Source organism: Polyangium jinanense (genome assembly GCF_028435365.1).
The window spans coordinates 214537-238624 of the sequence record NZ_JAGTJJ010000002.1 but is presented as its reverse complement, the minus strand read 5'-3'; the positions used below and the strand labels follow the sequence as shown (position 1 = coordinate 238624).

Below are 24088 nucleotides of genomic sequence, written 5' to 3'. Positions count from 1 at the left end.
AGCTTACTTCGGCGAATTGCAGGCGCCGCTCGCCGGAGCGGACACGTTGTTGTCGGTACGGCACTCGGTCCAGGCCGGGTGCGGCACGCTCGTGTCGTCGACGACGGCGTAGATCGGCGCGGCCCCGTTCGTGACATCGCCCGGCGCACCGGGGAGCGGGAGCAGGACGGACTCGGACTCCGCCGCATAAAGCACCTTCGAGGTCGTGCCCTGCCCGAGGAGCTCGCCATTGGGGTGGTTTCCCTTGTAAAACCCGACGACGACGCCCGCGGGCAAGGACGCCTCGCCCACGTTGCGCACGACCGCGACGAGCCCGTAAGGCCCGACGCAGACGGGCACGAGCGAGACGACGGCATCCGGCGCGGCGAACTCGCTGCCCGGCTGCTTGTTCTGGCGGAAATTGTTGAGGCCGGGCTGGAGGTAGTTCGGCAATTCCTTCGTGGGGATCGTCCCGTCCTCCTCGACGTTCGTGATATGGTAGGCGTGCTCGTTCCACACCCGCCGCGTGCGCACCCACTTGCCCGAGGTGTCGCCGAAGATCCGCACGCCCGATTGCGCGATGCTCACGCCGTCGTCGCATTGCAAGCTCGCGCTCGCCTGCCCGTAGGCGTTCGACACGGCCACGATGTCGGCGTGCCCGTCGTTGTCCACGTCCGCCACGACGGGATTCTCGATCAAGGTCGCGGTCGTGTTGCAACGCTCCCAGAGCACGTTCCCCGTCGGCCCCTCGTACACGCGAAGGCGCTGCTGATCCGAATACACGACCTCTGCCTTGCCGTCGCCGTCGAAATCGAACACCGTGCTGCCCGTCGAGGCGCTCGAGCAATCGGACGTCTGCTTGATCCACAAGAACGCCTCGCTCCCGGGCACGGCCGCGTCGACGAGCTTCTTGCCGTCGAGCACCGCATACCCCACGCCGCCCGCCATCGCCACGTCCGGCGTCCCATCCCCATTGAAATCGGCAATCGTGGGCGGTCCACCGCCGTGCGTGTTGCCCCAGCTCCCCGCGGGGCAGAGCGAGGGCGAGAGCGTGCCATTGATGTCGAGCGCGGGACGCACGATCGTGAACTTGCCCGGCGCCGCCGCGTCGTACCGCCACACGACGAGCGCGTGGTTCAGGTTGTCGACGACGACCACCTCGGGTTTGCCGTCGGCGTCAAAATCGGCGACCGCCGGCCAGGGGCTCTTCCAGTCCTGCGTCGCGTAGAAGTTGCTCTGGTTCGCCGTGCCCGTGTCGAGCAGCAGCATGCCAGCCGCGTCGAAGACCTGGCTGCCCGTCACGATGTCGAGCACGCCGTCGCCCGTCACGTCGCTCACGACGAACGAGCTCGAGAGCTCCGCCGAGAACGAGGCCTTCACCGCGCCCGTCACGCCGTCGAGGATACCGCCCTCGACCACGACCTCCACCGTGCCGTCGCCGTCGAGGTCCGCGACCGTGGGCATGAAGCAACGCATCGGCGCCGTCGCCCAGAGCAGGCTCCCGTCACCCTTCAGCGCACGCACGCCCGCGTCCGCGCCCTCGGCGCACGCGACGACCTCGTTGCCCGCCGCGCCGTCGATGTTGCCCGCCGCGAGCTGCTTCGTCGGGTGAATGCCGGCCGCAGCCCACTTCTCCACGACCTGCCCGCCCACGACGCTGATCGCGTGCAGCATCCCAGCACCCTGGTAGGCGCCGCCCGTGAAGGTCGCGAACACGATCTCCGGGATGTCCTTGGCCGTGACCTTCCCGTCGCAGTCGTCGTCGTCAAGCTCGATCACGATCGGCGACATCATCACGTCCGTCGAGAAGGGCGCCGAGAGCTGTCCGCCCCAGGCGAACTTGAGCTCGGGCGCGAACGTCGACGCCGCGGGCTTGTATTGGCAGGACTCGAGGCACGTGAGCGGATCCCCCGGCTTCGGCGGGGGCATGCCCGGCGCGCACGTCGGCGGCTTCGGCAGACACTTGCCCGAAGGCACCTGCGCCCCGCCCATGCACCCCGCGTCCACGCCGCCGTCCATGCCCTGCGGATCGCCGAGCGAGAGCTCGCAATACTCGCCGGCCGCGCAGTCGCCCGACTCGGCGCAGCTCGCCCCCGGCGTCACGCACTTCTGGAACGAGCAGACCTCGCCCCCGCCGCAACACGCCTCGCCGCACGCGAGCTCCACCGCGCAGCACACGCCGCCCGCGCAGACGCCGCCGTCACACGCCTCGCCGGTCGGGCAGCTCCCCGCGTCGAACAGCGTGTCGTCGCCGCCCGTCCCCGACGACGACCCACCCATGCCGCCGGTCCCGGTCGTGCTGCCCGAGCCCGCCGCGCCCGTTCCGCCCGAGGACGACGATCCTCCGCCACCGCACCCTTGACCCAGCGCCGCGAGCAGCGTCGCGGCCGATGAAGAAAGCACCAGGAACGCAAACCGTCGTCGCATCCCTGGAGGAATGGCACTGGGACGCACGGGCGTGAAGGCCAAATCTCTGACACGCCCCCTTCCAGGCTCCGGCGATGCCCGAGATCTGCGTCGGGGTTCGCTTGACCAACCTCATCCCCCCATCCTAGGCTCGTGGTCCCGGATCGTCGGGGGGAACTCCATGCCTCAAGCCGAGCGGATCAGAACCGCCCTTTTCGTCGATTTCGACAACATTTACCTCGGGCTCCATCGGGTCGATCCGGAAGCGGCAGAGGTCTTCGCCACCGAACCAACGCGCTGGCTGGCGTGGATGGAGCGGGGCCTCATCGGCAAGTCGCAGAGCGACAGCGAGCCGGGGCACACGCCCCTCTCCGTGCTCGTCCGCAAGTGCTACTTGAACCCGAAGACGTTCCACAAGTACCGGCCGTACTTCACCCGCGCCGCGTTCGAGGTCGTCGATTGTCCGCCCCTCACGTCGCTGGGCAAGACGAGCTCCGACATCCGCATGGTGATGGACATCCTCGACACGCTCGGCCACCCGACGCGCTTCGACAAGTTCGTCATCATGTCCGGCGACGCCGACTTCACGCCCGTATTGCTGAGGCTCCGCGCACACGACCGGCGCACCGTGGTCGTGGCCGTCGGGTATGCGGCCTCGGCGTACATCGCCGCGTGTGATCGGCTCATCACGGAGGACCGGTTCATCGAGGATACGCTGCGCGTCCCGGGCGAGGGCGAAGGGTTCGAGCCGCCGGCGATCTCGCCGCCGCAGCGCGACCGGTCGTTCTCGATGTTCCCCTCGGCCTCGATCATGCCCCCGCCGGCCTCGCTGCCCGCGGGCGACGCGGGCGCGGAGCTACTCTCGCAGATGGCGGCGGCCGTCGTGGGCGCCGCGCGCGCGGGCGGAAGCCTGCCCGCCGCGAGTCTGCCGCGTGTCTACCGCCGCTTCCACGAGTTCTCCGCGGCGAGCGACTGGCTCGGCTTCAAGAGCCTGCGCGCCCTCACCGAGGAACTGTGTCGGCGCGACGTACGCCTGCGCATCGTCGACGACGAGGCCGAGAGCTGGCGCGTCACGACCGACCTCCCGCCTGCGCCTTCGCTCGCCGTGCCCACGGCGCCCACGCAGGGCCTCGTCCCGCCGCCGCCGTCGGTGCCCATGCCGATGTCGAGCCCAGCGCCGAGCATCCCCCTGCCGCCGAACCCGAACCCGAACATCCAGCTCTCGACCGTGATCGAGCCCTCGCCCGACACGCTCGCGCGACCCTCGGATCTACGCGCCGAGATCGTCCGTGTCCTGCGCGATTACGTGTCGAGCTCGCCGCGCCCCGTGACCATGGCCTCGGCCTCGCAGGAGGTCATCCGGCGGCTCGGCAACGTGGTCGTCGACAGCCGCTGGGCCGGGACCGGGAGCTTCAAGGATCTCTTGCTCCACGCGAGTGATCCCGGCTTCGTCGTGCACACGGCGAGCCCGGGCCACCTCTTCGATCCCACGCGGCACGAGCCTCCGGAGGCCGAGAGCGAGGACTGGCCGCCGCCCTCGCGCGACGAGTTCGGCGTGCTCCGGCGCGTGCACGAGATCACGGGCGTGCCCGTCCTCCGGCCGCCGGAGTTCGGCCTGCTCTTCCGGACGATCGCGGACATCCTCGGCCGGAGTTCCTTCCAGGTCACGGCGACCTCGAAATCGGTGCGGGATGCTCTGCTCGCCGAGGGCCATTCCGTGTCGCGATCGGCGGTGACGTTCGTCCTGCGTGGCATCATGTACGGCGGGCTGCCGCTGCACGAGGCGCCCAAACCCTGGGGCGCGCGCCTGCTCGCCGAGGCGTTCCAGCGCAACGTGCTGGCGATGTGCGAGGACGCCGAGCTGAACCTCTCCACGGCGGAGCGCGCGGCGATCGAGCGCTGGCTCATCGGCGCCATCGAGGAAGTGCCCGCCGTGGAGACGACCGACGTGAGCGGGACGGCGCACGAAGCCAAAGCCTGAACCTCGACTCGAAAGGAGCGTTTGCCATGGGCCTCGCTGAAGACCTTCTCCTCGCGCTCGACAAGAAGAGGCCGAGGCCCCGCGCGTTCCGGCCGAACCCTTACCTCGAAGGCAATTTCGCGCCTGTGGGCCGGGAGAGTGATGCGCCGTCGCTCGAGGTCCTCCGGGGCGAGGTCCCGCGTGATCTCCGCGGCACCCTTTATCGCATGAGCCCCGGCCCCCGGTTCGAGCCGCCGAACCCGGACCTGTATCATTGGTTCGACGGCGACGGGATGATCGACGCGTTCGTGATCGAGGGCGGCCGCGTCTCCCACAAGAATCGCTGGGTCCGCACGGAAAAACTGGCCCTCGAAGAGCGCGCCGGGCATGCGCTCTTCGGCGGGATCCGCGACCTCGCGCTCTCCACGACGATCGAAGGCTGGCTCGCGCTCGGCTTCTCCGGGACGGAGCTCATCACCCTGCAGGCGCAGGCGCTCCTCGGCAAAGGGCCGAGCGAAGAGCAATTCGAGCGCATCTTGCGCGCCGTCGACCGCAGCAACACGAGCATCCAGAGAATGGCCGGCCGGCTGCTCTCGCTCGTCGAGGGCTCACCCGCGCACGAGATCGACCCGGTCACCCTCGCGACGAAAGGCCGCTTCGATTTCGGCGGTACCGTGCGTTCCGGCAAGGGCGGCATGGTTGCGCACCCCAAAATCGAGCCGGGCACGGAGACGATTTATACGTTCGGCTACTGGGGCGGCCGCGGCGGGCTCACGTATCACGTGTTCGAAAAGGACGGCGCTGTGCGGCTCTCGCGCGACATCGAGGCGCCCTTCCCCGCCATGATGCACGATTTCAGCGTGACCGAGACGCGCGCCGTCTTTTATCACCTGCCGGCCGTGCTCCACATGGACGACATGAAGAGCCCGAACTCGGTCCGCTGGCAGCCCTCGCGCGGCGCGCGGATCGGCGTGGTTTTACGGGACGACCCCGCGGCGCCCGTGCGCTGGTACGAAATCCCGCCCTGCTACGTGTTCCATCCGATGAACGCGTTCGATGACGGGAATGCGGTCGTCCTCGACATCGTCCGTTACTCCCGCTTGCCGCTCTTCGATCCGGGCGGCGAGACGATGAACCCGCACATCGAGGAATACCCGCCGGGGCTGCTCGTGCGACTTCGGCTCGACCTCGACACCGGCAGGATCAGCGAGACGATCCTCGATGACGCGCCCTGCGAGTTCCCCGTGGTCAACCCGCGCTTCGCGACGCGCCGCCATCGGTATGGCTGGGTCGCGGCGCGGATCGCCCCGACGTGCGGCCGCGGCATCATGAACGCGATCGGCCGCGTCGATTTCGAGACCGGCGAGGTGCGATATCGCAACCTCGGCCGATCGACCTACACGAACGAGGCGCTTTTCGTCCCGCGCACGGAAACCGCGCCCGAGGGCGATGGGTACCTGATCACCACGGTCTACCACGCCGACGAGGCCGCGAGTGACCTCTTGATCCTCGACGCGACGAACCTCGACGCCGAACCTGTCGCCGTCGTCCGCGCCCGCCAGCGCGTCCCCTTCGGCTTTCACGGCACGTGGGTGCCCGCCTCGGACTGATCAGGCGAGCGCGCCCCAGAGCTCGCAGAGCTCTTCGGTCGAAAGCTCGTGCCGATAGTCGTCCGGGTCTTTCCCCTTCCCCGCCTCGAACGCCCGCACCCACCGCGCGGCCGTGGCCGCACCCACCCGGGTGATCTGGACAATCTCCTCGTCGGAAAAACCTTTCTGGTGCAGCCGGACGACGAGGTGGGGCCGCCCCTTTTTCGTCCGCGCCGGCTCGGTCGTGAATCGATACGGCCGCCCGAGAAAGGCCCGCCGTTCGGGCGTCGCGCCCTTCTTCAAGGTCAAACCCACCCGCGGCGAATCGAAGACCTCCGCCGCGCCGCCCCGGGGATCCTCGTGTGCGAGATACAGCGGCGAACCCTGCCGCGGATCGATCGACCCCTCGAACGAGCCCGCGAGCGCCGCGACGCTCTCCTTGCCGGTCCGCAAAAGCACGTGATCGACACACGTGCACGAACCTTCGATCAACGTCCCGCTCGCCGGGTCCACGATGCTGCGAATCAGAATGCCGATGTACGTATCGGGCTTTCGCCCCATCGCGATGTCGACGCCTTTGTACGTCCCGCCCTTGTACGTCCCGCCTTGCCGATGAAAATACCAGACCCCCGCGTTGACCTGGATCGGATCTCGATGCGCGAAAGGATCCTGATGCCCTGGGCCGTACCAATAAAACTCGATTTCGGCCAGGCGATGAGGTGTTCCGGCAATAAAAAGCGTCGCGTGATTGAGCAGGACGTGCGCCGCCCGGCGAAAGGCCTTTGCGTGCTCTGCGTCCGAGGCGCCCGGCCCGGGCAGCATCGACGCGAGGACGGGCGTGAGCGGGGCCGGGCTCGGCATGTCACGTCCTCGGGCTCGACCGCCCCTGGCCTTGGCCCGCTTTCGCGGCGTGCCGGCGCCGCCGCCCCTCCGCCGCCGCCCGCATGCCCGCCCGGAGGTCCCCATACGTCACGAGCGCGCCGAAATCGACCCCGAGGTCCACAATCGTGCGCGCCACGTCCGGAGATACCCCCACGAGCGCGGTCTCCGTGCCGAGCAGGCCCGCCGCGCGCGTGGCCCGGAGGAGCTGCTCGGCCACGGATGCGTCGATCGAAGGCACCCCCGTGATGTCGATGAGCACCGTCTCGGCCTGGTGATGCTGGATTCCCGCGAGCAGCGCCTCCATGAAATGCTGCCCCCGCGCCTCGTCCATCTGCCCCACGAGTGGCGCCACGAGCACGCCCTGCGAAAGCGGCAGGAGCGGCGTCGAGAGCTGCCGGACGAGCTGCATCAACTTCGTCTGCGTCTCCAGCAACACGAGCTCGCGCCGCTTCGCGTCCTCGGCCGATTTCCGGTCCGTGATGTCCTCGCTCATTCCGATCAGGAAGAGCGGCTGCCCCGCCTCGTCGTACAGCGGGATCTTGCGGGTATGGCAAACGCGCATGCCCACGCCGCGGATCGGGACCTCTTCCGCGGGAATGTCCACGATGACACGGCCCTCGAAGACGGCCCGGTCCGCCTCGACGAACCCGTCGGCGATCTCCTTGGAAAAAATGTCGTAATCGGTGTACCCGATCCAGCCGACCGGCGACGAGAAGCGCTCCTCCATGTATTTGTTGATGTGGACGTACCGGAGCGCCTTCGCCTCCTTGATGAAGATCATCATCGGGATGTTGTCGAGAATCGAGTCGAGGAACTGCGACGTGCTGCGGAGCGATTGCTCGGTCTCCCGCTGCTTCGTGACGTCCTCGAAGATCGAGCCCACGCATTGCCCCGAGAGCGGGAAGGCCTTGATCGCCCAGGAGACGTCCTTGCCCGTCCTCGCGTCCGTCACCGTGTAATCGATGTCGACCGTCTTCTTCTCGTGGACCACCTCGACGTATCGGTCGATGAGCCCCTTTTGCCGCGGGACACTGCTGACCTCGTCGAGCAGTTTTCCCACGAACTTCGCCGTGGGCCTTTGCGTGAGCTGCTCGGCGGCGGGATTGCCGTACACGCAGCGCAGCGCCGCCTCGTCGCCTTTTGATTCTTCGAGCCGGTAGACGTAAAGCCCGAGCTGCATGGCCTCGACCACCTCGGCGCAGCGTGCGCGATGCTCCTCCTCGGCCGTACGCAGGCGCACCCGCACGAGCGCGCCGCGGCCGCCGTCGACCGCACACGCAATCGCAAGCAGCGAGCTTCCCGGGGCCCCGAGGTCGAGCTCGAGCCGCTCGCGCGCCCCCGCGAGCACGTCCTCGATCCCCCGCGCGGCCGCGAGCGCCGCGCCGTCGAGCACGCTCGTCGGCAGGAGCCGAAACGCGCCGTGACGCTCGAAGAACGGGAGAAAACGCGTGCCCTCCTCGGAGGCGAACAGGCGGTCCATGCGCGGGTTCGTGAGGCGAACGCGGCCGCGGCCGTCGACGAGTGCCGTCGCGTCGTCGAGGACCGACAGCAGGAGATCCGGGTGGATCGAGAACGAGGCTGGCGCTCCGTCGGGGGTTGCCATGACTTTACCGGGGACGATAACACGACCCGGCAAGTTGGGCGACGGCGCGCAAGGAGCGGGCACGGCTCGGACGAGGGTGCCCGCACTTCTGCGTCATCTTCCTGTCACGGAACGACGAACACCGCGCCGTTCATGCCGAGCGTCGCGTGCGGCACGCAGTAGAAGGGATACGTCCCCGGGTCCACCATCCCGAAGTCCTTCATGGTGCCCGAGTCCGTCACCGTGGCGAACGGGCCGCTCGCGGTGGGCGTCGCCGTGCCGTTCACGACCACGCCGCCCTGCAGCGGATGGGTGCTGAAGTTGCTCGAGAACGTCACGGTCGACCCCGCCTTCACCTTGATGCACTTCGGGCTGTAGGCCAGGCCGCTGGACGTAATCGACGTCGCCCCCTGGGCGGTGAGATCCACCGCCGACGCGGGCGTGCAACCATTGACGCTGGCCACGCACTGGCCGCCGTTGCAGATGCCGCTCTGGCATTCGTTATCGGCCGTGCAAGCGTCGCCATTGCACTTCGGGCAGGTCCCGCCGCAATCAACGCCCGTCTCGCCGCCGTTCTGGATGCCGTCGTTGCACGTCGCGGGAGCCACGCACTGGTTTCCGACGCACGTGGAGCCGCTCATGCAATCGCCGTCGACGTTGCACTCGACGCACGCGCCCGTGGCGCTGCAGACCTTGCCGCCGGACTCCATGCACGTGGTCCCCTCCGCCAGGGGGGTATACAGGGGCGAACCATTGTCACAGGTATCGGTCGTGCAGGACTTGCTGTCGTCCGGGAGGTCCAGGTCGTCGTTCTCGACCGTCGCGGCGCCGCTACCGTCGCAGACGTGCTTCTTGCAGTCGCCGGCCGTTTCCCCCGAGGTCGGCGTGCCGGCCATCTTGGGTTCCGCGCCGCACATGCCATTCGAGCACGCCGCCTGCTCGCACTCGTTCGGCGGGGTCGGACAATCGGCCGGCGTGAGGCAGACGTTGGTCATGCCACCGGTGCCGCCCATTCCACCAACGCCGCCCATTCCACCGGCGCCACCAGCACCACCCATGCCGCCGACGCCCATTCCACCGGCACCGCCCATTCCACCGGCACCGCCCATTCCACCAACGCCGCCCATTCCACCGGCGCCGCCCATTCCACCAACGCCGCCCGTGCCGCCGGTCCCGCCACCGACACCGCCCATGCCGCCGGTCCCGCCGCCGACGCCGCCCATGCCGCCGGTCCCGCCGCCGACGCCGCCCATGCCGCCGGTCCCGCCACCGACGCCGCCCATGCCGCCGGTCCCGCCACCGACGCCGCCCATGCCGCCGGTCCCGCCGCCCGTGCCTCCCGGGCCCCCCTGGTCGATCTGGGATCGATCGACGGTCGCGATGAGCTCGCAGCCCGAAGCGAAAGAAACGAGCCCCGCGACGGCAAGCACGGCGCCGGTCAGGATCTTTGCGTTCTGCATCTTCATGAGGTGCCTCGAAGGGTAAAAGTCATCCGAACGGCCACCGAGCGGCCTCGGCGGCAACGCAATTGACAAACTTTTACGCGCCTGTCAAGAGTGTTGCGCGGCGTAACGTTGCAGCTCCCACGGTCCGCACGCCGCGGCGATTTTTCTTCAATCGGTGGATCTGCAATCCGCCGCGCACCCATCGAGGTCGACGACATTTCCGTCGTCGCACACCTCCCCCGCATCGAGGATTTTATCGCCACACGCTGGAATCGTGCAATCGAGCCGACACGCCGAGGGGACGTCGCGCGCCACGATCCGGGCCGTGGTGGTGCGATCGAGCACGATCGTCTCGCCACTCCCGTCCACCCATTCCCAGCGATCGATCCCCTGAAGGAAGCTCGGCACGACGTCGATCACCCACGCGCCCGGCGATAGCAGGCCGGAGAGCGCGCCGCCATCCGTGTTACCGTCGAACTGAAAGTCCCCGCGCGCCGTCGTCGCGTCGAGCAGCGAGAATTCGGCCTTGGTGTCGTCGGAGACCGCGACGAACGTGCCCGTGGGCAAGCCGAAAAACGACATCTCGACGCGCGCCTCGGGCTGGATCTCTCCGTTCACATTCTTGTCCACGCCGTGGATCGTGACAAGCCCGAGCAGGCCGTTCGGCGTGATGTCGCGATACAGGAAAAGCTTGCTCGCCCCGCGTTCCTCGAACCCCGTGTGCGCGCTGGCCGAGCCGTAGTCGTAGAACGAGACGAGCGGCATGGGCCGCGTGACGGGCAGGACGGGCCGCGCGAGCGCGCCTTGCAGCAGCAAAAAAGCCGGGCTGTCGGCGTTCGCCGCGCCCGCGTCGCAGGCCTCCACGCCCGCCTGCACGAAGCCGTCGCCGCATGTCGCCGGCAAGCAGCGCGAGGGGCAATCGTCCGTGTCGATGCCATTGCCGTCGTCGCAGACCTCCCCCGGCTCGACGATGCCATTGCCGCAGCTCGGCAGCGCGCAGCTCGCCGTGCAGCCGTCGCCGGAGACCTGGTTTCCGTCGTCGCAGGCCTCGACGAAGGCCCGGACGATGCCGTCGCCGCAGCGCGCGAGGGCGCAGCCGGGGACGCAGGCGTCGACAGCGACGTCGTTGTGATCGTCGCAGGCTTCGCCCGGATCGACGAGCCCATCGCCGCAAAAAGGATCACGCCGCTCGGCCTCCGGGCCAAAAAGCGTGCTTCGCGCGCCACACGCGGCGGCGAGGCCGAGGAGCGCGCCGACAGCGAGGCCACGTGCGTGCATGCGAGCGACCCTACCACGATCGCTCCGCCTCTTGCCGCGCGCGCGGCGCTCCGATAAAGCTTTTCCTCGTGGGTGGACCCAAGCCTCGCCTTCGTTTGGCCCTGGCGATCACGATCGCTTCGCCTCTCGCTTGCTCGTCGCCCAAGGACACGCCCGACGCCTCGGCGCCCGCGCCTTCGGCCTCGCAAGCCGTCGCACCGCCCCCGAGCAGCGCCGCGCCCGCGCAGCCGTTGCCATTGTCGCCGGCCGAACGACAAGGCGGCGTGATCGCGCGGAGCCGACAGGGCGATGCGCTCTTCGTGGCGGACGAGGATCACAAGGTTCTCCGCCGAATCCCGCTCCCGCTCGCGCCGGGCGCGTCCGCGACCGAGCTGCAGCTCCCCGGCGCGCCGGCCCAGGTCCTGCCGATCGACGGCGCCGTGCTCGTGACGATCCGCGATCCGGGCCTGCTCCTCGTGCTGAAGCCCGACGCGTCGGGCGCGCTCACCGAGGCGAGCCGCGTGGCATTGCCCGCGGACGCGTGGGGCCTCGCGGCGACGGCGGATGCGCGTCATGCGTTCGTGACGAGCGCCTGGATGCATACGGTCTCGAAGGTCGATCTCGCGGCCGGGAAGGTCGTGTGGTCGGCGGACGTCGCGCGCGAGCCGCGGGGCATCGCCGTGCTCGGGACGGGCGAGATCCTCGTGAGCCACCTCGTGGGCGCGGACGTGACGCACATCGGGGAAGCTTCGGGCGCGCCGGTCGTGAAGACGATCGGCGTGATGCCTTCGCCCGTGCGCGCGCCGTCGGGCAAGAAGCTCCATGCGTCGCTCGGGTATTCGCTCGTGACCTCGCCCGACGAGGGCCGGCTCTTCGTGGCGCGGCACGCGGTGGGCGCGCTCGCGCGGCGCTCGTGGTTCGGGCAGCCGACGGTGGACGTCGTGCTCCTGCCCGGGAAAAACGGCCGCGCCGCGCCGGAGCAGCTCGCCGCGACGCACGTGGGCGGGCTGCCTGCGCAAAAGAGCCGGGTCGCGGATCTGACCATGACCGCGGATACGCCGGTATCGATTCCGGGCCGTGACAAGGGCCCATTCACGCAGCCACGCGCGATGGTCTACCGCGCGAAATCCGACACGCTGCTCGTCGCGGGCGAGGGCGACGACGTGGTCGCCGAGCTCGACGCGATCGCGCTCGATCCGACGCTCGCGATCGTGCGTATCTTCCAGGTGGGCCAGAAATACGACCCGGGATACGGCGCCGCGAGCGAATGCGGCGCGCCCTCGGGCATCACGCTCTCGGCCGACGAGGACACGGCGTACGTCTTTTGCCGCTCGACCTACGACGTGGTCGCGATCGACCTCGCCGCAAAGGCGCCCGTTGATCCCATCGTGCGTGACCGACAAACCCTCGTGCACCTCGCCGACGACACGCTCTCGGCCGAGGCGCAGAAAGGGCGACGGCTCTTCTACAACGCGACGGATCCCATTCTGAGCGGCGGCCTCGGCTGCGCGGGTTGTCACCCCGATGGGCGCGACGACGGGCACGTCTGGCACGAGGCGACGTTCGACACGATCGACGGGCTGCACACGAACTTCGTGGGCGTGTACGAAAATGTCCCCGATCTCGCGAAGACAAAAGGTTTTCCGCGACGAACCCCGATGCTCGCGGGCCTCGTGAACGCGGCGGGACCTTATGGCTGGCACGGCGAGAGCCCGGACCTCGGCGCGCGCATCACGGCCGGCATGGGCCTGCATCGCTGGGGCGGCATGCCGCAGAACATCGGCGGCGCCGCCGTCGGGCGCGCCTCGCTCGTCGCCGCGTTCGTGCGCGAGGGCCTCGTCCCGCCCCCGCGGGAAAACCGCGAGCTCACGGAAAAGGAAAAACGCGGGCGCGAGCTCTTCACCAGCGACGCCACGAAATGCGCCCGCTGCCACGTGCCGGCGAGCCATTATACGGATCGCACGCCGTATCCGCTGAAACGGCTGCCGCCCGTGAGCGGCTTCGACGACGAGTCGAAGCAGGAGTTCAAGACGCCCTCACTTCGGTTCGTCGCCGGAAGGGCGCCTTATTTCCACGACGGCCGTATCTCGACGCTGGAAAAACTCGTCGAGCTGAACGGCGATCGCATGGGCAACACGAGCCAGCTTTCCGCCGAGGACCGCGAGGCCCTCGTCGCCTTCCTGAAGACCTTATGAGCCGCGCCCGGACCCTCGCCGCCCTCACCTTCCTCCTGCTCTTGCCGGCCGCCAAGGCCGATCCTCCGGGAAACGAGGAGGAAAAGCCGATCGATTTCGAGCCGATTCCCATCGAGGAAGGCACGCCGAAGCCGCCCACGCCGGCCGAATGGCAAAACGCGACGCGCGTGCGCATCACCCGCAAGGGCCCGCGCGCCGAGCATTGCCGGGCGTGGCGGGCGCGGGGCTGGCTCAAAGTCCATTGCGACGCCCAGACCACCGCGGCCTCGCTCGTCGGCGGCACGAACCGGGGCGTCGCGCTCTGGATGCCCGAGCCGAAGGAGGGCGTTCCCGCGCCCCAGGCGGGCCAGGTGATGTTCCCGATCAAACCAGGTGATCGGCGGATCTTCGAGCTGTTTTCGTTCGGCGAGACCTACGGCGGCTCCATGGTCTCCCCGGGGCTCATCCTGCAAGAGCACTGGATCGAGGGGGAGCCAGCGCCGATTCTCGTGCTGCGCTGACAAACGTATTTCTTTTCGTCGTCGGAGGATGGTTACCATGAAGGCTCTTCGTTGGCTCACGTTCGGCACGGCGTTTCTCGGCTTTGGCCTCGCGGCCGCGTTCGGCTGCGGCGGCGCGCAGGAGGGCGGCGACGTAAAGGAGCCGGGCGCGGGCGCAACGGACGCAAAACCCGCCGAGACGGCTGCGAAGGCCGACCCGCCGCCGAAAAGCGACCCTGAGCCCGCGAAGATGGCGGAAGCAACGCCCGAACCCGCGAAGACCGCCGACGCCAAGCCGCCCGAGCCCCCGAAAGCGCCGCCGAGCCCGTGCCCCGAGGGCATGGCGTTCATCAAGGGCGGGTCGTACAAGATGGGCTTTCTGAAGAACGAGGCGAAGATCGCCGATTTCTGCTTCGACAAGACGGAGGCCACGGCGAAGGACTACGAGGCGTGCGTCGCGTCGAAGAAATGCAACGACGCGTTCGCGACCTGCGCGCCCGAGGCGACGTACAAGAAGGCCGGCAAGGAAGATCATCCGATGGTCTGTGTCGATTTCCAGCAGGCGATCGATTACTGCACGGCGCAAGGAAAACGTCTGCCCTCGGACGAGGAGTGGGAGTGGGCGGCGCGCGGCGGCGAGGAGGGGCGCGCGTATCCCTGGGGCAACGAGGCGCCGAAGGATCAGCTCTGCTGGTCGGGTGGGAAAGAGGGGCTCTTGAAAGGCACGTGTCCGGTCGCGGCGCACCCGACCGGCGCGAGCAAGGACGGCCTGCTCGGAATGGCGGGCAACGTCTTCGAATGGACGACGAGCGCGCAGGACGCGAAGACGAAGGACCGCGTGGGCCGCGGCGCGAGCTGGCGCGACGGCATTCCCAACATGTTCCGCGTGGAGCGGCCGGGCCGGTTCCAGGTGACGTACCGGTGCGGATTCCTCGGCATTCGCTGCGCGACGACGGCAGGCAAATAGGAGCGGCCATGGGGGGCCTCCTGTTCGTCCTGCCGCCCGCGCTCGGACGCGCCAAGGCAGAGGCGCGCGCCGAGCTCATCCGGGCCGCGCTGGAGCAGAAGCTCGGCGAGAGCGTGGAGACCCACGTGGCCGCGAATTACGCTGATATCGAGGAGCGTACGGCCTCCGGCGAGGCGCAGCTCGTCTGGGCGCCGGCCGGCGTGACCGCGAAGCTGCCCGCGGCCCGCGCGGTCCTGACGATCGTACGCGAAGGACAAACCAATTACCGGTCCGCGATCGTGGCCCGGAAGAACGCGAGCTTGCGGCTCGCGGCGCTCGTGGGGACGAAGGCGGCGTGGGTGGATCCGCTCTCGGCCGGAGGGTATTTGCTGGCGATCGCGAAGCTGCGGGCCGAGGGGATCGATCCGGCGAAGACGTTCGCGTCGCAGATCTTCCTCGGCTCGCATCGGGCCGCGGTGGAGGCGGTGCTCCACGAGACGGCCGACGTCACGGCCGTCTCGTCGCACAAGATGGACGCGGCCAGCATGGCGGAGAAGCTCCGCTGGTATGCGGGGCCCGCCGGGGACAAACTCACGGCGATTGCTTTCACGGAGAGCTGCCTGAACGACGCGATCGTGCTGCCCGCCTCGCTCTCGGAGGCGAAAGCCATTGCGCTCGCGCAGAAGCTCGTGCCGACGACGCCGAGCGAGATCGCGCGGTCGCGGCTGCTTTCGGCGCTGGAGGCCGAGGGGCTCGTGCAGACGCCCCTCGAAGAGTATCACCGCCTCGCGCCGCTCTTGACGCCGCCGCCGGCCGAGGACCGGATCACGTTGACCCCGCCGTCACGGTCGTCCCGGCCCTCGTGGCATTGAGCTACCAGCGGCCCTGCTGCACGCGGCCGATCATTTCGTAGGGATATCCGGGCTCGAAGGCGCTGGCCTCGTCGAGCCGCTTCATTTCCTCGGCGGAGAGCGCGAGCTCCGCGCCGGCGAGGCAAGCGTCGAGCTGTTCCAGGGTGCGCGCGCCGAAGATGGCGCTCGTGACCGCGGGCTTGTGGATGAGCCACGCGAGCGCGACCGCGGCCTTCGTGGCATTGCGCTCCTGAGCGACGGCGGTGACCGCGTCGAGAATGCGCCAGTTGCGCGGGGTGTCGAAGCCCGCGAGCTGGCTCTTCCACTTGTCGAGCCGCGCGCCTCCGGGCGGGGGCTGGTTTTTCTGATACTTGCCAGTGAGGAACCCGCCCGCGAGCGGCGACCACGGCAAGATGCCGAGCCCGAATTTCTTGCAAAGCGGCACGTGCTCGCGCTCGAGCTCGCGCGAGACGAGGCTGTATTGCATTTGCAGAGACACGAACGAGCTGAGATGCGAGGCGCGGCTCGTCCAGAGGCTATCGGTGAGCCGGTACGCCGCGTAATTGCTGGCGCCGATGTAGAGGACTTTGCCTTGGCGCACGAGGTCGTCGAGCGCGCGGAGCGTCTCTTCCTCGGGCGTGTCGTTGTCCTGCATGTGAATCTGGTAGAGGTCGATTCGATCGGTGCGCAGGCGGCGGAGGCTGTCCTCGACGCAGCGCATGATGCGATACCGCGAGGCGCCCGTGCCGTTCGGGCCGTCGCCCATACGAAAGCGGAATTTCGTGGCGAGGACCGTGCGCTCGCGGTGCTTGCCCTGCACGAGCCAGCTCCCGACGACGCGCTCGGACAGGCCCTCCTGCCCGTAAACGTCGGCCGTGTCGATGAAGTTCACGCCGCGATCGAGGGAGCGGCTCATGATCGCGTGGGCCGTGGGCTCGTCACAGCCCACCTTGTGCATGAACGATTTCTCGTCGGCCTCGCCGAACGTCATGGCGCCGAGGCAAAGGGTGGAGACCTTGACGCCGCTATTTCCGAGGGTGCGGTATTCCATGCGGTCCTCTCGCTTGGTTTGACGGGCGGTCCGAGTCTAGCCGCGAAGGCGCCGCTGTCGACCCCGCCGGCGTCGTGGTAACCTCGGTCCATGGCGCGGCAACCTCGGCTCTCGGTCTTGCGGATCCTCTGGTTCGCGATGCTCCTCGCCACGATGCTCTACGCCGGCATCGCATTCTCGGGCATCTTCAAGCCGAAGGGCGCGCCCCTGGACCCCATGATGCCGCTCGTGTTCGGGCTCCTGTCGATTGTGCTCACGATCGTGAGCTTCGCCCTGCCGCGCACGATCTACACGAGCGCGGCGCGAAACGTCGAGGTGGAGACTCGCGAGGAGGCGCTGCCGGACGCGTTCTCGGCGCGATATCGCGAAGCGATCGGGAAGCGCACGGTGTTCGCCGATCCGCAGGCGGCGACGGCCAAGGCTTACTCCGTGTTCATGACGCCGTTCATCCTCTCGCTCGCGCTCTCCGAGGCCATCGCGCTCTTCGGGATGGTCCTCGCCGCGCTCGGCTTCGAAAAGATGGTCGCCGCGCCGTTCTTTGCGGCGGGCGCCGTGCTGATCGCGGTCCGCTTCCCTTCGGAGCGGAAGATCCTCGGCGCGTTCGTGGCGGCGCGGGGCGTATCGTTCCCCTCCTCCGCTTCGTAGCGCCTGCGGGTCATTGACGCGCGCCCCCCGCGCGGGTTACCTGCGGGAATCATGAAACGTCGATTCTCCCGCTCTCGGCTGTCCCTCGTCTCGATCCTCGTCCCCGTCGCGCTCACCTCGGGCTGCGCGGCCGGAGGCAATACGACGTCGAGCTCGAGCAACGGCCAGGGCGGCGACGGCGGCGAGGCGGGCTGGGGCGGGCCCGGCGGAATGGGCGGAAGCGGCGGCATCGGCGGAATGGGCGGCGCGGGCGGCAGCGGTGGCGCGGGTGGCACCGGCGGAATGGGCGGAATGGGCGGCGCGGGCGGCAGTGGCGGCGCGAGCGTGTGTACGCCCGGGGAACTCGACGCGTGTTATTCGGGCCCGCCGGGCACTCAGATCGTGGGCTTGTGCAAAGCGGGGCTCAAGACGTGCCTCGACGACGGGAGCGGATATGGCCCGTGTGTCGGCGAGGTCGTGCCCATGCCCGAGTCGTGCCAGACGATGGGCGACGACGATTGCGACGGGCTCTCGAACGAGGAGGGCTGCGCTTGCACCCCCGGCGCGACGGCGCCTTGTTACACGGGGCCAATGGGCACGCTCGACAAGGGGGCGTGCAAGGCGGGCACGCAGACGTGTAATGCCGAGGGCACGGCATACGGGGCCTGCGTGGGGCAGGTCTTGCCCGCGACGGAGACGTGCCTTTCCCCGGAGGACGAGGACTGCGACGGGCTCGTCAACGAGAGCGGCACGGGCTGCGTCTGCGCCCCGGGTTCCACCACGGCTTGTTATACCGGGCCGGGCGGGACGCTGGGCGTCGGTATCTGCAAGGCGGGCACGCAGACGTGTAATGCCGAGGGGTCGGCGTACGGGCCGTGCGTGGGCGAGGTCTTGCCCCAGGCCGAGAATTGCATGACGCCCGCGGACGAGAGCTGCACGGGGCTCGTGGGCGACATGTGCGCCGCGACGGGGTGGATCCGGTCGTTTGGCGATCCGTTCGATCAGGACATCATTGACATCGCCACGGACGCGCAGGGCAACGTGATCGTCGTGGGACAGTTCGTCGGGACGATTGATCTCGGCGGCGGGCCGCTCACGACGCCGAACACGGTGCACGACATCCTCGTGGCCAAATACGACGCGCAGGGCAATCACGTCTGGAGCCGTCGATTCGGCGCGAACGGCACGGACGGGGCGCGCGGTGTGGCCGTCGACAGCACGGGAAACATCGTGGTGACGGGGGTTTTCCAATCGACGGTCGATTTCGGCGGCGGGCCGCACGTGAGCGTGAGTGGAACGAGCGACGTGTTCGTGCTGAAGCTCTCGTCCGCGGGCGCGTTCGTGTGGAGCCGGGCGTACGGGGCCGCGGGCGGGGACGAGGGCTCGGCGGTGGCCGTGGATCCGGCGGGCAACGTGATCGTCGTGGGGCATTATCGCAACACCGTCGATTTCGGCGGCGGCGCGATGACGGCCGCGGGGCTCGACGATCATTTCGTGCTGAAGCTCGACCCCGCCGGGCTCCACGTCTGGAGCCGGAGCTACGGCGACGCGACCAGCCAGGGGATGCGAGGTGTCGCCACGGACGCGGCCGGCGACGTGTATTTCACGGGCTTCATGGAGGGGACAGTCAATTTCGGCGGAGGGGACCTCATCAGCTTGGGCGGTCAGGACGCGATGCTGGTCAAACTCACGGCGGCAGGGCAACATCAATGGAGCCGCCGCCTCGGCGGAATCGGCACGCAGATCGGCAATGGCGTCACCGTGGACGGCGCGGGAAACGTGATCGTGATCGGCGCGGCCGCGGGCACGGTCGATTACGGCGGCGGAGACCTGACGAGCGCCGGCAGCAACGACATCTTCGTCGCGAAGTACGCCGGCACGGGCGTGTTCCAGTGGGCCAAACTCTTCGGCGACACCGGCGACCAGGTCGGATTCGCCGTCGCGACGGACGCGCAAAACAATGTCGTGCTCGCGGGCCGGATGACGGGCTCGGTGAATTTCGGCGGCGCCTCGCCGCTCGCGAGCCTGGGCGGCAACGACGCGTTCGTCGTGAGGCTCGACGCGCTGGGCGCATACGTCTCGGGCCGGCGCGGCGGGGACAACCTCGAACAATGGGGCCGCTCTACGGCCGTGGACGGGTCGGGCAACGTGTTCGTCGGGGGGCGATTCCAGGGCACGCTGGACCTCGGAACCGGCTTCGTGTCGAGTGCCGGCGCCAATGACGCGTACGTGGCGAAGCTCTTGCCCTGACCGTGCCGGAGGCGCTCAAGATACCCCTTCGGCCCGGAGCGCGTCGACGAGGCGCGCATATTCCTCGGGGTTATTGTAGATCTGCGCCGAGATACGGAGAACCCTGCCGCGGGGGGGCGGAAAAGGGATCACGGGGACCTCGATGCCGTGGCGCGAAAAGAGGGCCTCCTGCAAAGGGTCGAGGAAAAGCGGGGGCGCCGGCGGAGCGCCTCCGGCGTCCGGCAGGCGGACAGCGGCAAGCGAGCCGATCATGGACGCAGGCGCGGGCGGAGGCGTGCCGAGGGCCGCGCACAAGCGTTCCCGCGCGGCCAGGGCCGTCTGCCGGTTGTGCTCGGCGAGGGCCGGCGCGCCGCCCGGCAGGAGCGACGCGAGGAAACGAATCGCCTCGGGCAGGACGAGATACGGCGTGGGATCGTGCGTGCCGGTCCAGTCGAATTCGAGCCGGAAGCGCGACAGATCCGTCCGGGGGCTGTTCGCGCCATGGCTGATCGAGAGCGGGCGGATCTGCGCCTGTTTGTCAGGGCGCACGTGGAGGAACGCCGTTCCCTTGGGCGCGCACATCCATTTGTGACAGTTGCCGGTGTAATAGGCGGCGCCGAGCGCGCGGAGGTCGAGCGGGACCATGCCGGGGGCGTGGGCGCCGTCGACGAGGGTATCGATGCCGCGGCGGGCGAGCTCGGGGACGAGGTGCTCGACGGGAAACACGAGTCCGGTCTGGCTCGTGACATGGTCGACGAGCGCGAGGCGGGTGCGCGGCCCCGTGCAATCGAGGACGGCCCGGACGACGTCGTCGGGGGATGCGAGGGGGAAAGGAACGGCGGCGACGACCACGCGGGCCCCGGCGCGCGCGGCCACGAACTCGAGAGCATTGCGGCAGGCGTTGTATTCGTGGTTCGTCGCGACGAGCTCGTCGCCGGGGCGGAGGTCGAGCGAGCGAAGGACGGTATTGACGCCGGCCGTCGCATTGGGGACGAACGCGAGGTCCGCGGCGCCCGCGCCGACGAAATCCGCGAGGGCGTGCAGGGCGGCATCGAGGAGCGGCTCGAGCTCGCGGACGAAAAACCGAACGGGCTCGCGCTCCATCTGCGCCCGCAATCGATCCTGCGCCTCGCGGACGCGAAGCGGGCAGGCGCCGAAGGAGCCGTGATTGAGGAAGGTGATGGTGGGGTCGAGATCCCAGAGCGGCCGTACGCGGGCGGCGTGGGACGGAGGGTATTCGTGCAGGGTCATCGGGTGCGGGTGGCTCAGCGGGGGAGGAGGAACAGGAGGCTACCGCCGATGATGAGCGCGTACAGGCCGAGGAGGACGACGGTCATCATGCCGACGAACGCCCAGAACTCGCGCTGGCGCTCGATCGCGGTCGCGATGAAATCGAGGCGCCCGTCGGTCGCGATGACCTGGTTGATGCTGTCGCGATACCGGAAGAGGCGCGAGCCCACGACGGCGTAGAGAATGGCGAGGATGAGGTACACGATGAAGGCGATGGCCCCGTAGTCGCCGATCGCGCGCGACGTCGAGGTCGAGGTCATCGTGTAAAGGCCGAAGACCACGAGCCCGACGGCGCCGATGTAGCTCAACGTCCCGAACAGGCTGATCCAGGGCCGCGTCTTCTGGAGCGAATAGACGATCGCGTCGATCGACGGATCGTGCGGGGCGTCGTCTTCGGCCGCCTTCTTTTTCTTGGGCCGCTTCGTGGTCTTCGTTTCCTTGGGCGCTTCGTACGGATTCAGCTCGTCCTCGTTCGACACGATCTCCTCCCCTATTTCGACAAGATCTCCTCGACCTCGCGCTGCCATTTCGCGCCGAGCTCGGGATGAATCATGCGCACGTAGGCCGCGTATCCGCGGAGCCACGCCGGAAAGTCGGGTTTTCCGCGGGCCTGGGAGGCCACGCCGTGGCGGCGGCAGTTGTTGAGGATGGCCTTGAACCGGCGGCGCTCCTCGCGCGGGATGGACGGCTTCTGGTCGACGACGAGCCCCGTCACGCGCTGGCGATTGCCCTTGCGCATGATGCGGCGCTTCTTGACGTTCTCCGCAAACCCCTCCTGCTGGAGGATCGCATTGACCCACCAGAGAAACCGCCCGAGGCGCGCGGGCGGGTCGCGGAAGGAGAACGTGAGGTCGTCGGCATAACGGGTATACGTCGCGCCGGTCTTCTTGGCGAGGGCGTCGAGGCGCGCGTCGAGGCGGCGGCAGACGAGGTTCGCGAGGGCCGGCGAGGTGGGCGCGCCCTGGGGCAATGCGCCCGGCCAAACCACGGTGCCATCCGGCAGCTTGGCCCGATGGGTCGTGAGGCCGGCGAGCGCGACGGCGACCTCCTCGTCGTAATGGCGCCGAAAGAATCCGACGACGCGGCGGTAATGGACCGTGGGGAAGAAGTCCTCGATGTCGACGCGCACGACGACGGCGGCGCCGACGTGGGGGGTCGCATTGGTGAGCGTGGAGCGCTCCTCGATGAAGCCGTGGGCCGCGGGGTGCGCGGGGATCTTGGCGAGGATCTCGCGCAGGATGGCGCGCTGGACGCCCTTCAAACGGACGCGGGGGGCCGAGATCTTCCGAAGTCCGCCGGTGCGCTTGGGAATCTCGAATTCGACGTAGCCGCTCCCCTTGCCGGTGCCGGGACGCATGAGGGCGGGCAGCTCGCCGGGTTTGACGCCGACGAGCTTGGCCACGCCGGCGCGGGAGCTCAGCTTGGGGACGTCGACCTGCGGCGGGGTCTTGGTCGGGGCTGCGCCGCGGCGGAAGACATACCGGGAGCGAAAGAGCCCGAAGGTCCAGCCCGTGGGATTCCAGCCCCCGGGCGCAATCGGGTTCGCGAACCGCGAAGGCGAGGCGCGCCGATCGGGCGGCGCGACATCCGCGAGGCCGAGCGTCTTGACGGCGGCGCGCGCGGCATGCGCGACGGCGTTGTCGGCGTCCTTGACCATGCGGCGGAGGTGCTGGGCCGCGTTCCCCCGGGCAAAGATGAGCGGGACGATCCGGACACCACGCAGCCGCTCGCGCGGATCCTCGCTGCAAAGGAGCTTGCCGACAGGCCCGACGAAGGCGCGACCCGCGTAGAAGCGCGCGACTTCGTACTCCGCGAGGCCCTGATGTCGCTCGAGCAGCTCGGCGACGCGCTCGAAGTTCGCGTCGGGATCGGCGAGCAAGGGCTTGAGCTCGAGGAGGAGGCCGACAAGGCTCATGGCGGCGCATCCTACCAGGGATGAGGGGAGGTTTTTAAGGGGGAATGGAGGCGGTGTGCGCTCAGCGTCCGCGGGTGCGGCGCTGCGGGGACTTGCGGGCGGGGCTCTTTCGGGTGGGCTTCGGCTCGGCGGGCATATCGGAGCCGAGGACTTCGGCGAGCGTGGAGGCGGTGAGGATCCGGTCCGTCATGCGGTCGAGCGCCTCGATCGAGGCCGCATCGAGGGCTTCCATGACGGTGGCGGGGAGCTCGCCGAAGCGGAGCTTGAGCTGGCGCGCGAGAACGTCGCGACGGCCCTCGCGTTTGCCCCGCTCGATCCCCCGTTCGATCCCCTTCTGCTCCAGCCGCTCGCCAGCGTGGAAGATCTGATCGAACACGCTGTCGCCCACGGCTTTCCGCACCGCCATGACTACCTCGTCCTCCTCTCGCCTGCCGACCTTTCGAAGATACATCATCACCGCCGCGATCGCAGCATCCCCGTCCGGCGCGTGCACCACCTGCCGGAGCGCCTCTGCCCACCGGCCGAGCCCTGCGAAAAGCTCCTCCGGATCGCGCGCGTGACGGAAGAGGTACAGGACCAACCGACCAAGCACCGTCATCGCCCGCCGCGACAGCTCGGCGTCATCCACGCGGCTGATGTCGTCCAGCACGAACTCGAACCGAGGTACGTGCGCGAGCACGGAAAGGCCCGCTGCGTCGACGTCCACCAGATCCTCGAACCGCCGTGCCGCGCGCCAGCCCGTCTTGCTGTGGTGCAAGACGACCGGGACGATGACCGGCAACTTCTTCGCCCGCGGGTGTTCGTCCCGGTAGGAGCGCCAGATCCGCACCATGTACTCGAGCAGCCGCAAGAGCAGCCACGTATCCACGTAACTCTGGTGCTCCCAGAGCACGTAGATCAATGCATCGCGGCCCGCGATCCTGGCGGAGAACAGCAGATCACTCCGGTGCCCGTCGAGCTCCGGGTCCACGAAATGCCCCGGCGCGAGCACGAGCGTCGAAAAGTCGACCTTCTCGGCGAGCGCCGCCGGGAGCATCGACCGCAGCGCCGGGGCCGCGTGCTCCGGATTCGAGAAGACGTACTGGAAGAGCGCGTCGTGCGGGTTGTCGGTCATGCACCGACAACCGAGCGTACCTGGAAAAACCTAGACGTCCAGCCGATGCTGGGAGCTCGGTGCCATTCAGAGGCAGATCGATATCGAACTCAGTTTGACAAGACGCCTCCAGGACACCCCCCTCCCCCTCCAGGACACCGACCCCCGCCTCCAGGACACCGACCCACCCCTCCAGGACAGCAGGACGCCCCCTCCCCTGTCCTGCCCGAACGCAAAATTCCTGCTCGACCCATTGCAGCCGGGCAGATGGTGATGCTCCCCAGCGTTCACTCATTTCGGAGGCGGGCTCATCCT

18 protein-coding genes are annotated in these 24088 nt (G+C 68.8%); 8 read left to right on the top strand and 10 right to left on the bottom strand.

All coding sequences use genetic code 11. The features are described from left to right. Window positions 1–3 precede the first annotated feature (3 nt). On the bottom strand, window positions 4–2406 hold the full coding sequence (locus tag KEG57_RS05985) for an FG-GAP repeat domain-containing protein (RefSeq protein ID WP_272458260.1): 2403 nt from the start codon (window positions 2404–2406) through the stop codon (window positions 4–6). Between the two features lie 160 nt (window positions 2407–2566). Between KEG57_RS05985 and KEG57_RS05980 the strand changes: the two genes are divergently transcribed. Together KEG57_RS05980 and KEG57_RS05975 are read left to right on the top strand one after the other, a co-directional pair. Then, window positions 2567–4366 (top strand): NYN domain-containing protein, encoded by a 1800-nt coding sequence (locus tag KEG57_RS05980; RefSeq protein WP_272417065.1) that lies wholly within the window; start codon window positions 2567–2569, stop codon window positions 4364–4366. Between the two features lie 26 nt (window positions 4367–4392). Next, complete coding sequence (locus KEG57_RS05975) at window positions 4393–5955, top strand: carotenoid oxygenase family protein (protein WP_272417064.1); 1563 nt, start codon at window positions 4393–4395, stop codon at window positions 5953–5955. Here KEG57_RS05975 and KEG57_RS05970 read toward each other — a convergent pair whose 3' ends face one another. The 4 genes from KEG57_RS05970 to KEG57_RS05955 form a co-directional block, all read right to left on the bottom strand. Continuing rightward, a complete protein-coding gene (locus tag KEG57_RS05970) occupies window positions 5956–6795 on the bottom strand; it encodes a helix-turn-helix domain-containing protein (RefSeq protein WP_272417063.1) in 840 nt (279 codons plus the stop codon). 1 nt (window position 6796) lies between these two features. Next, window positions 6797–8419 carry a PAS domain-containing protein gene (locus tag KEG57_RS05965; RefSeq protein WP_272417062.1) on the bottom strand — a complete coding sequence of 541 codons (1623 nt, stop codon included), beginning with the start codon at window positions 8417–8419 and terminating at the stop codon, window positions 6797–6799. Window positions 8420–8523: 104 nt separating this feature from the next. Further along, the gene (locus KEG57_RS05960; RefSeq protein ID WP_272417061.1) at window positions 8524–9864 is read right to left on the bottom strand and encodes a plastocyanin/azurin family copper-binding protein; all 1341 of its coding nucleotides are present in this window, start codon (window positions 9862–9864) and stop codon (window positions 8524–8526) included. A gap of 147 nt (window positions 9865–10011) precedes the next feature. Beyond that, the gene (locus KEG57_RS05955; protein WP_272417060.1) at window positions 10012–11121 is read right to left on the bottom strand and encodes a DUF4215 domain-containing protein; all 1110 of its coding nucleotides are present in this window, start codon (window positions 11119–11121) and stop codon (window positions 10012–10014) included. A gap of 68 nt (window positions 11122–11189) precedes the next feature. Between KEG57_RS05955 and KEG57_RS55465 the strand changes: the two genes are divergently transcribed. The 4 genes from KEG57_RS55465 to KEG57_RS05935 are packed head-to-tail and all read left to right on the top strand — an operon-like array spanning window position 11190 to window position 15592. Beyond that, complete coding sequence (locus KEG57_RS55465) at window positions 11190–13295, top strand: c-type cytochrome (RefSeq protein WP_272417059.1); 2106 nt, start codon at window positions 11190–11192, stop codon at window positions 13293–13295. After that, window positions 13292–13795 carry a hypothetical protein gene (locus KEG57_RS05945; protein WP_272417058.1) on the top strand — a complete coding sequence of 168 codons (504 nt, stop codon included), beginning with the start codon at window positions 13292–13294 and terminating at the stop codon, window positions 13793–13795. The genes KEG57_RS55465 and KEG57_RS05945 overlap by 4 nt, the downstream gene beginning before the upstream one ends. A 37-nt stretch (window positions 13796–13832) precedes the next feature. Next, on the top strand, window positions 13833–14741 hold the full coding sequence (locus tag KEG57_RS05940) for a formylglycine-generating enzyme family protein (protein WP_272417057.1): 909 nt from the start codon (window positions 13833–13835) through the stop codon (window positions 14739–14741). An 8-nt stretch (window positions 14742–14749) separates the two neighbouring features. After that, the gene (locus KEG57_RS05935; RefSeq protein ID WP_272417056.1) at window positions 14750–15592 is read left to right on the top strand and encodes a phosphate/phosphite/phosphonate ABC transporter substrate-binding protein; all 843 of its coding nucleotides are present in this window, start codon (window positions 14750–14752) and stop codon (window positions 15590–15592) included. Between the two features lies 1 nt (window position 15593). Here the strand turns inward: KEG57_RS05935 and KEG57_RS05930 are convergent, their stop codons facing one another. Next, window positions 15594–16622, bottom strand: a complete 1029-nt coding sequence (locus tag KEG57_RS05930; RefSeq protein ID WP_272417055.1) for an aldo/keto reductase — start codon at window positions 16620–16622, stop codon at window positions 15594–15596. Between the two features lie 90 nt (window positions 16623–16712). Here KEG57_RS05930 and KEG57_RS05925 point away from each other — a divergent pair, with 90 nt between their 5' ends. Together KEG57_RS05925 and KEG57_RS05920 are read left to right on the top strand one after the other, a co-directional pair. Next, the gene (locus KEG57_RS05925) at window positions 16713–17267 is read left to right on the top strand and encodes a hypothetical protein (protein ID WP_272417054.1); all 555 of its coding nucleotides are present in this window, start codon (window positions 16713–16715) and stop codon (window positions 17265–17267) included. 51 nt (window positions 17268–17318) lie between these two features. After that, window positions 17319–19496, top strand: a complete 2178-nt coding sequence (locus KEG57_RS05920) for an SBBP repeat-containing protein (protein WP_272458259.1) — start codon at window positions 17319–17321, stop codon at window positions 19494–19496. Window positions 19497–19511: 15 nt separating this feature from the next. On the opposite strand, the gene KEG57_RS05915 is transcribed toward KEG57_RS05920, so the two are convergent. The 4 genes from KEG57_RS05915 to KEG57_RS05900 form a co-directional block, all read right to left on the bottom strand. Further along, window positions 19512–20726, bottom strand: coding sequence for an aminotransferase class V-fold PLP-dependent enzyme (locus KEG57_RS05915; RefSeq protein ID WP_272458258.1), 1215 nt, complete (start codon window positions 20724–20726; stop codon window positions 19512–19514). A gap of 14 nt (window positions 20727–20740) precedes the next feature. Then, window positions 20741–21244 carry a hypothetical protein gene (locus tag KEG57_RS05910; protein WP_272458257.1) on the bottom strand — a complete coding sequence of 168 codons (504 nt, stop codon included), beginning with the start codon at window positions 21242–21244 and terminating at the stop codon, window positions 20741–20743. Window positions 21245–21255: 11 nt separating this feature from the next. Beyond that, window positions 21256–22680: a reverse transcriptase family protein gene (locus tag KEG57_RS05905; RefSeq protein ID WP_272458256.1), complete on the bottom strand. Its 1425-nt coding sequence runs from the start codon at window positions 22678–22680 to the stop codon at window positions 21256–21258. A 61-nt stretch (window positions 22681–22741) separates the two neighbouring features. Continuing rightward, complete coding sequence (locus KEG57_RS05900) at window positions 22742–23794, bottom strand: Rpn family recombination-promoting nuclease/putative transposase (RefSeq protein ID WP_272458255.1); 1053 nt, start codon at window positions 23792–23794, stop codon at window positions 22742–22744. Window positions 23795–24088: the final 294 nt, after the last annotated feature.

Excerpts from the sequence above, each read along its gene's own strand:
- KEG57_RS05965 (WP_272417062.1), bottom strand. The coding sequence starts at position 8,419 with ATGGCAACCCCCGACGGAGCGCCAGCCTCGTTCTCGATCCACCCGGAT.
- KEG57_RS05920 (WP_272458259.1), top strand. The coding sequence starts at position 17,319 with ATGAAACGTCGATTCTCCCGCTCTCGGCTGTCCCTCGTCTCGATCCTC.
- KEG57_RS05900 (WP_272458255.1), bottom strand. The coding sequence starts at position 23,794 with ATGACCGACAACCCGCACGACGCGCTCTTCCAGTACGTCTTCTCGAAT.
- KEG57_RS05915 (WP_272458258.1), bottom strand. The coding sequence starts at position 20,726 with ATGACCCTGCACGAATACCCTCCGTCCCACGCCGCCCGCGTACGGCCG.
- KEG57_RS05945 (WP_272417058.1), top strand. The coding sequence starts at position 13,292 with ATGAGCCGCGCCCGGACCCTCGCCGCCCTCACCTTCCTCCTGCTCTTG.
- KEG57_RS05930 (WP_272417055.1), bottom strand. The coding sequence starts at position 16,622 with ATGGAATACCGCACCCTCGGAAATAGCGGCGTCAAGGTCTCCACCCTT.
- KEG57_RS05975 (WP_272417064.1), top strand. The coding sequence starts at position 4,393 with ATGGGCCTCGCTGAAGACCTTCTCCTCGCGCTCGACAAGAAGAGGCCG.
- KEG57_RS05940 (WP_272417057.1), top strand. The coding sequence starts at position 13,833 with ATGAAGGCTCTTCGTTGGCTCACGTTCGGCACGGCGTTTCTCGGCTTT.
- KEG57_RS05980 (WP_272417065.1), top strand. The coding sequence starts at position 2,567 with ATGCCTCAAGCCGAGCGGATCAGAACCGCCCTTTTCGTCGATTTCGAC.
- KEG57_RS05935 (WP_272417056.1), top strand. The coding sequence starts at position 14,750 with ATGGGGGGCCTCCTGTTCGTCCTGCCGCCCGCGCTCGGACGCGCCAAG.
- KEG57_RS05955 (WP_272417060.1), bottom strand. The coding sequence starts at position 11,121 with ATGCACGCACGTGGCCTCGCTGTCGGCGCGCTCCTCGGCCTCGCCGCC.
- KEG57_RS05960 (WP_272417061.1), bottom strand. The coding sequence starts at position 9,864 with ATGAAGATGCAGAACGCAAAGATCCTGACCGGCGCCGTGCTTGCCGTC.
- KEG57_RS05985 (WP_272458260.1), bottom strand. The coding sequence starts at position 2,406 with ATGCGACGACGGTTTGCGTTCCTGGTGCTTTCTTCATCGGCCGCGACG.
- KEG57_RS05925 (WP_272417054.1), top strand. The coding sequence starts at position 16,713 with ATGGCGCGGCAACCTCGGCTCTCGGTCTTGCGGATCCTCTGGTTCGCG.
- KEG57_RS05970 (WP_272417063.1), bottom strand. The coding sequence starts at position 6,795 with ATGCCGAGCCCGGCCCCGCTCACGCCCGTCCTCGCGTCGATGCTGCCC.
- KEG57_RS05905 (WP_272458256.1), bottom strand. The coding sequence starts at position 22,680 with ATGAGCCTTGTCGGCCTCCTCCTCGAGCTCAAGCCCTTGCTCGCCGAT.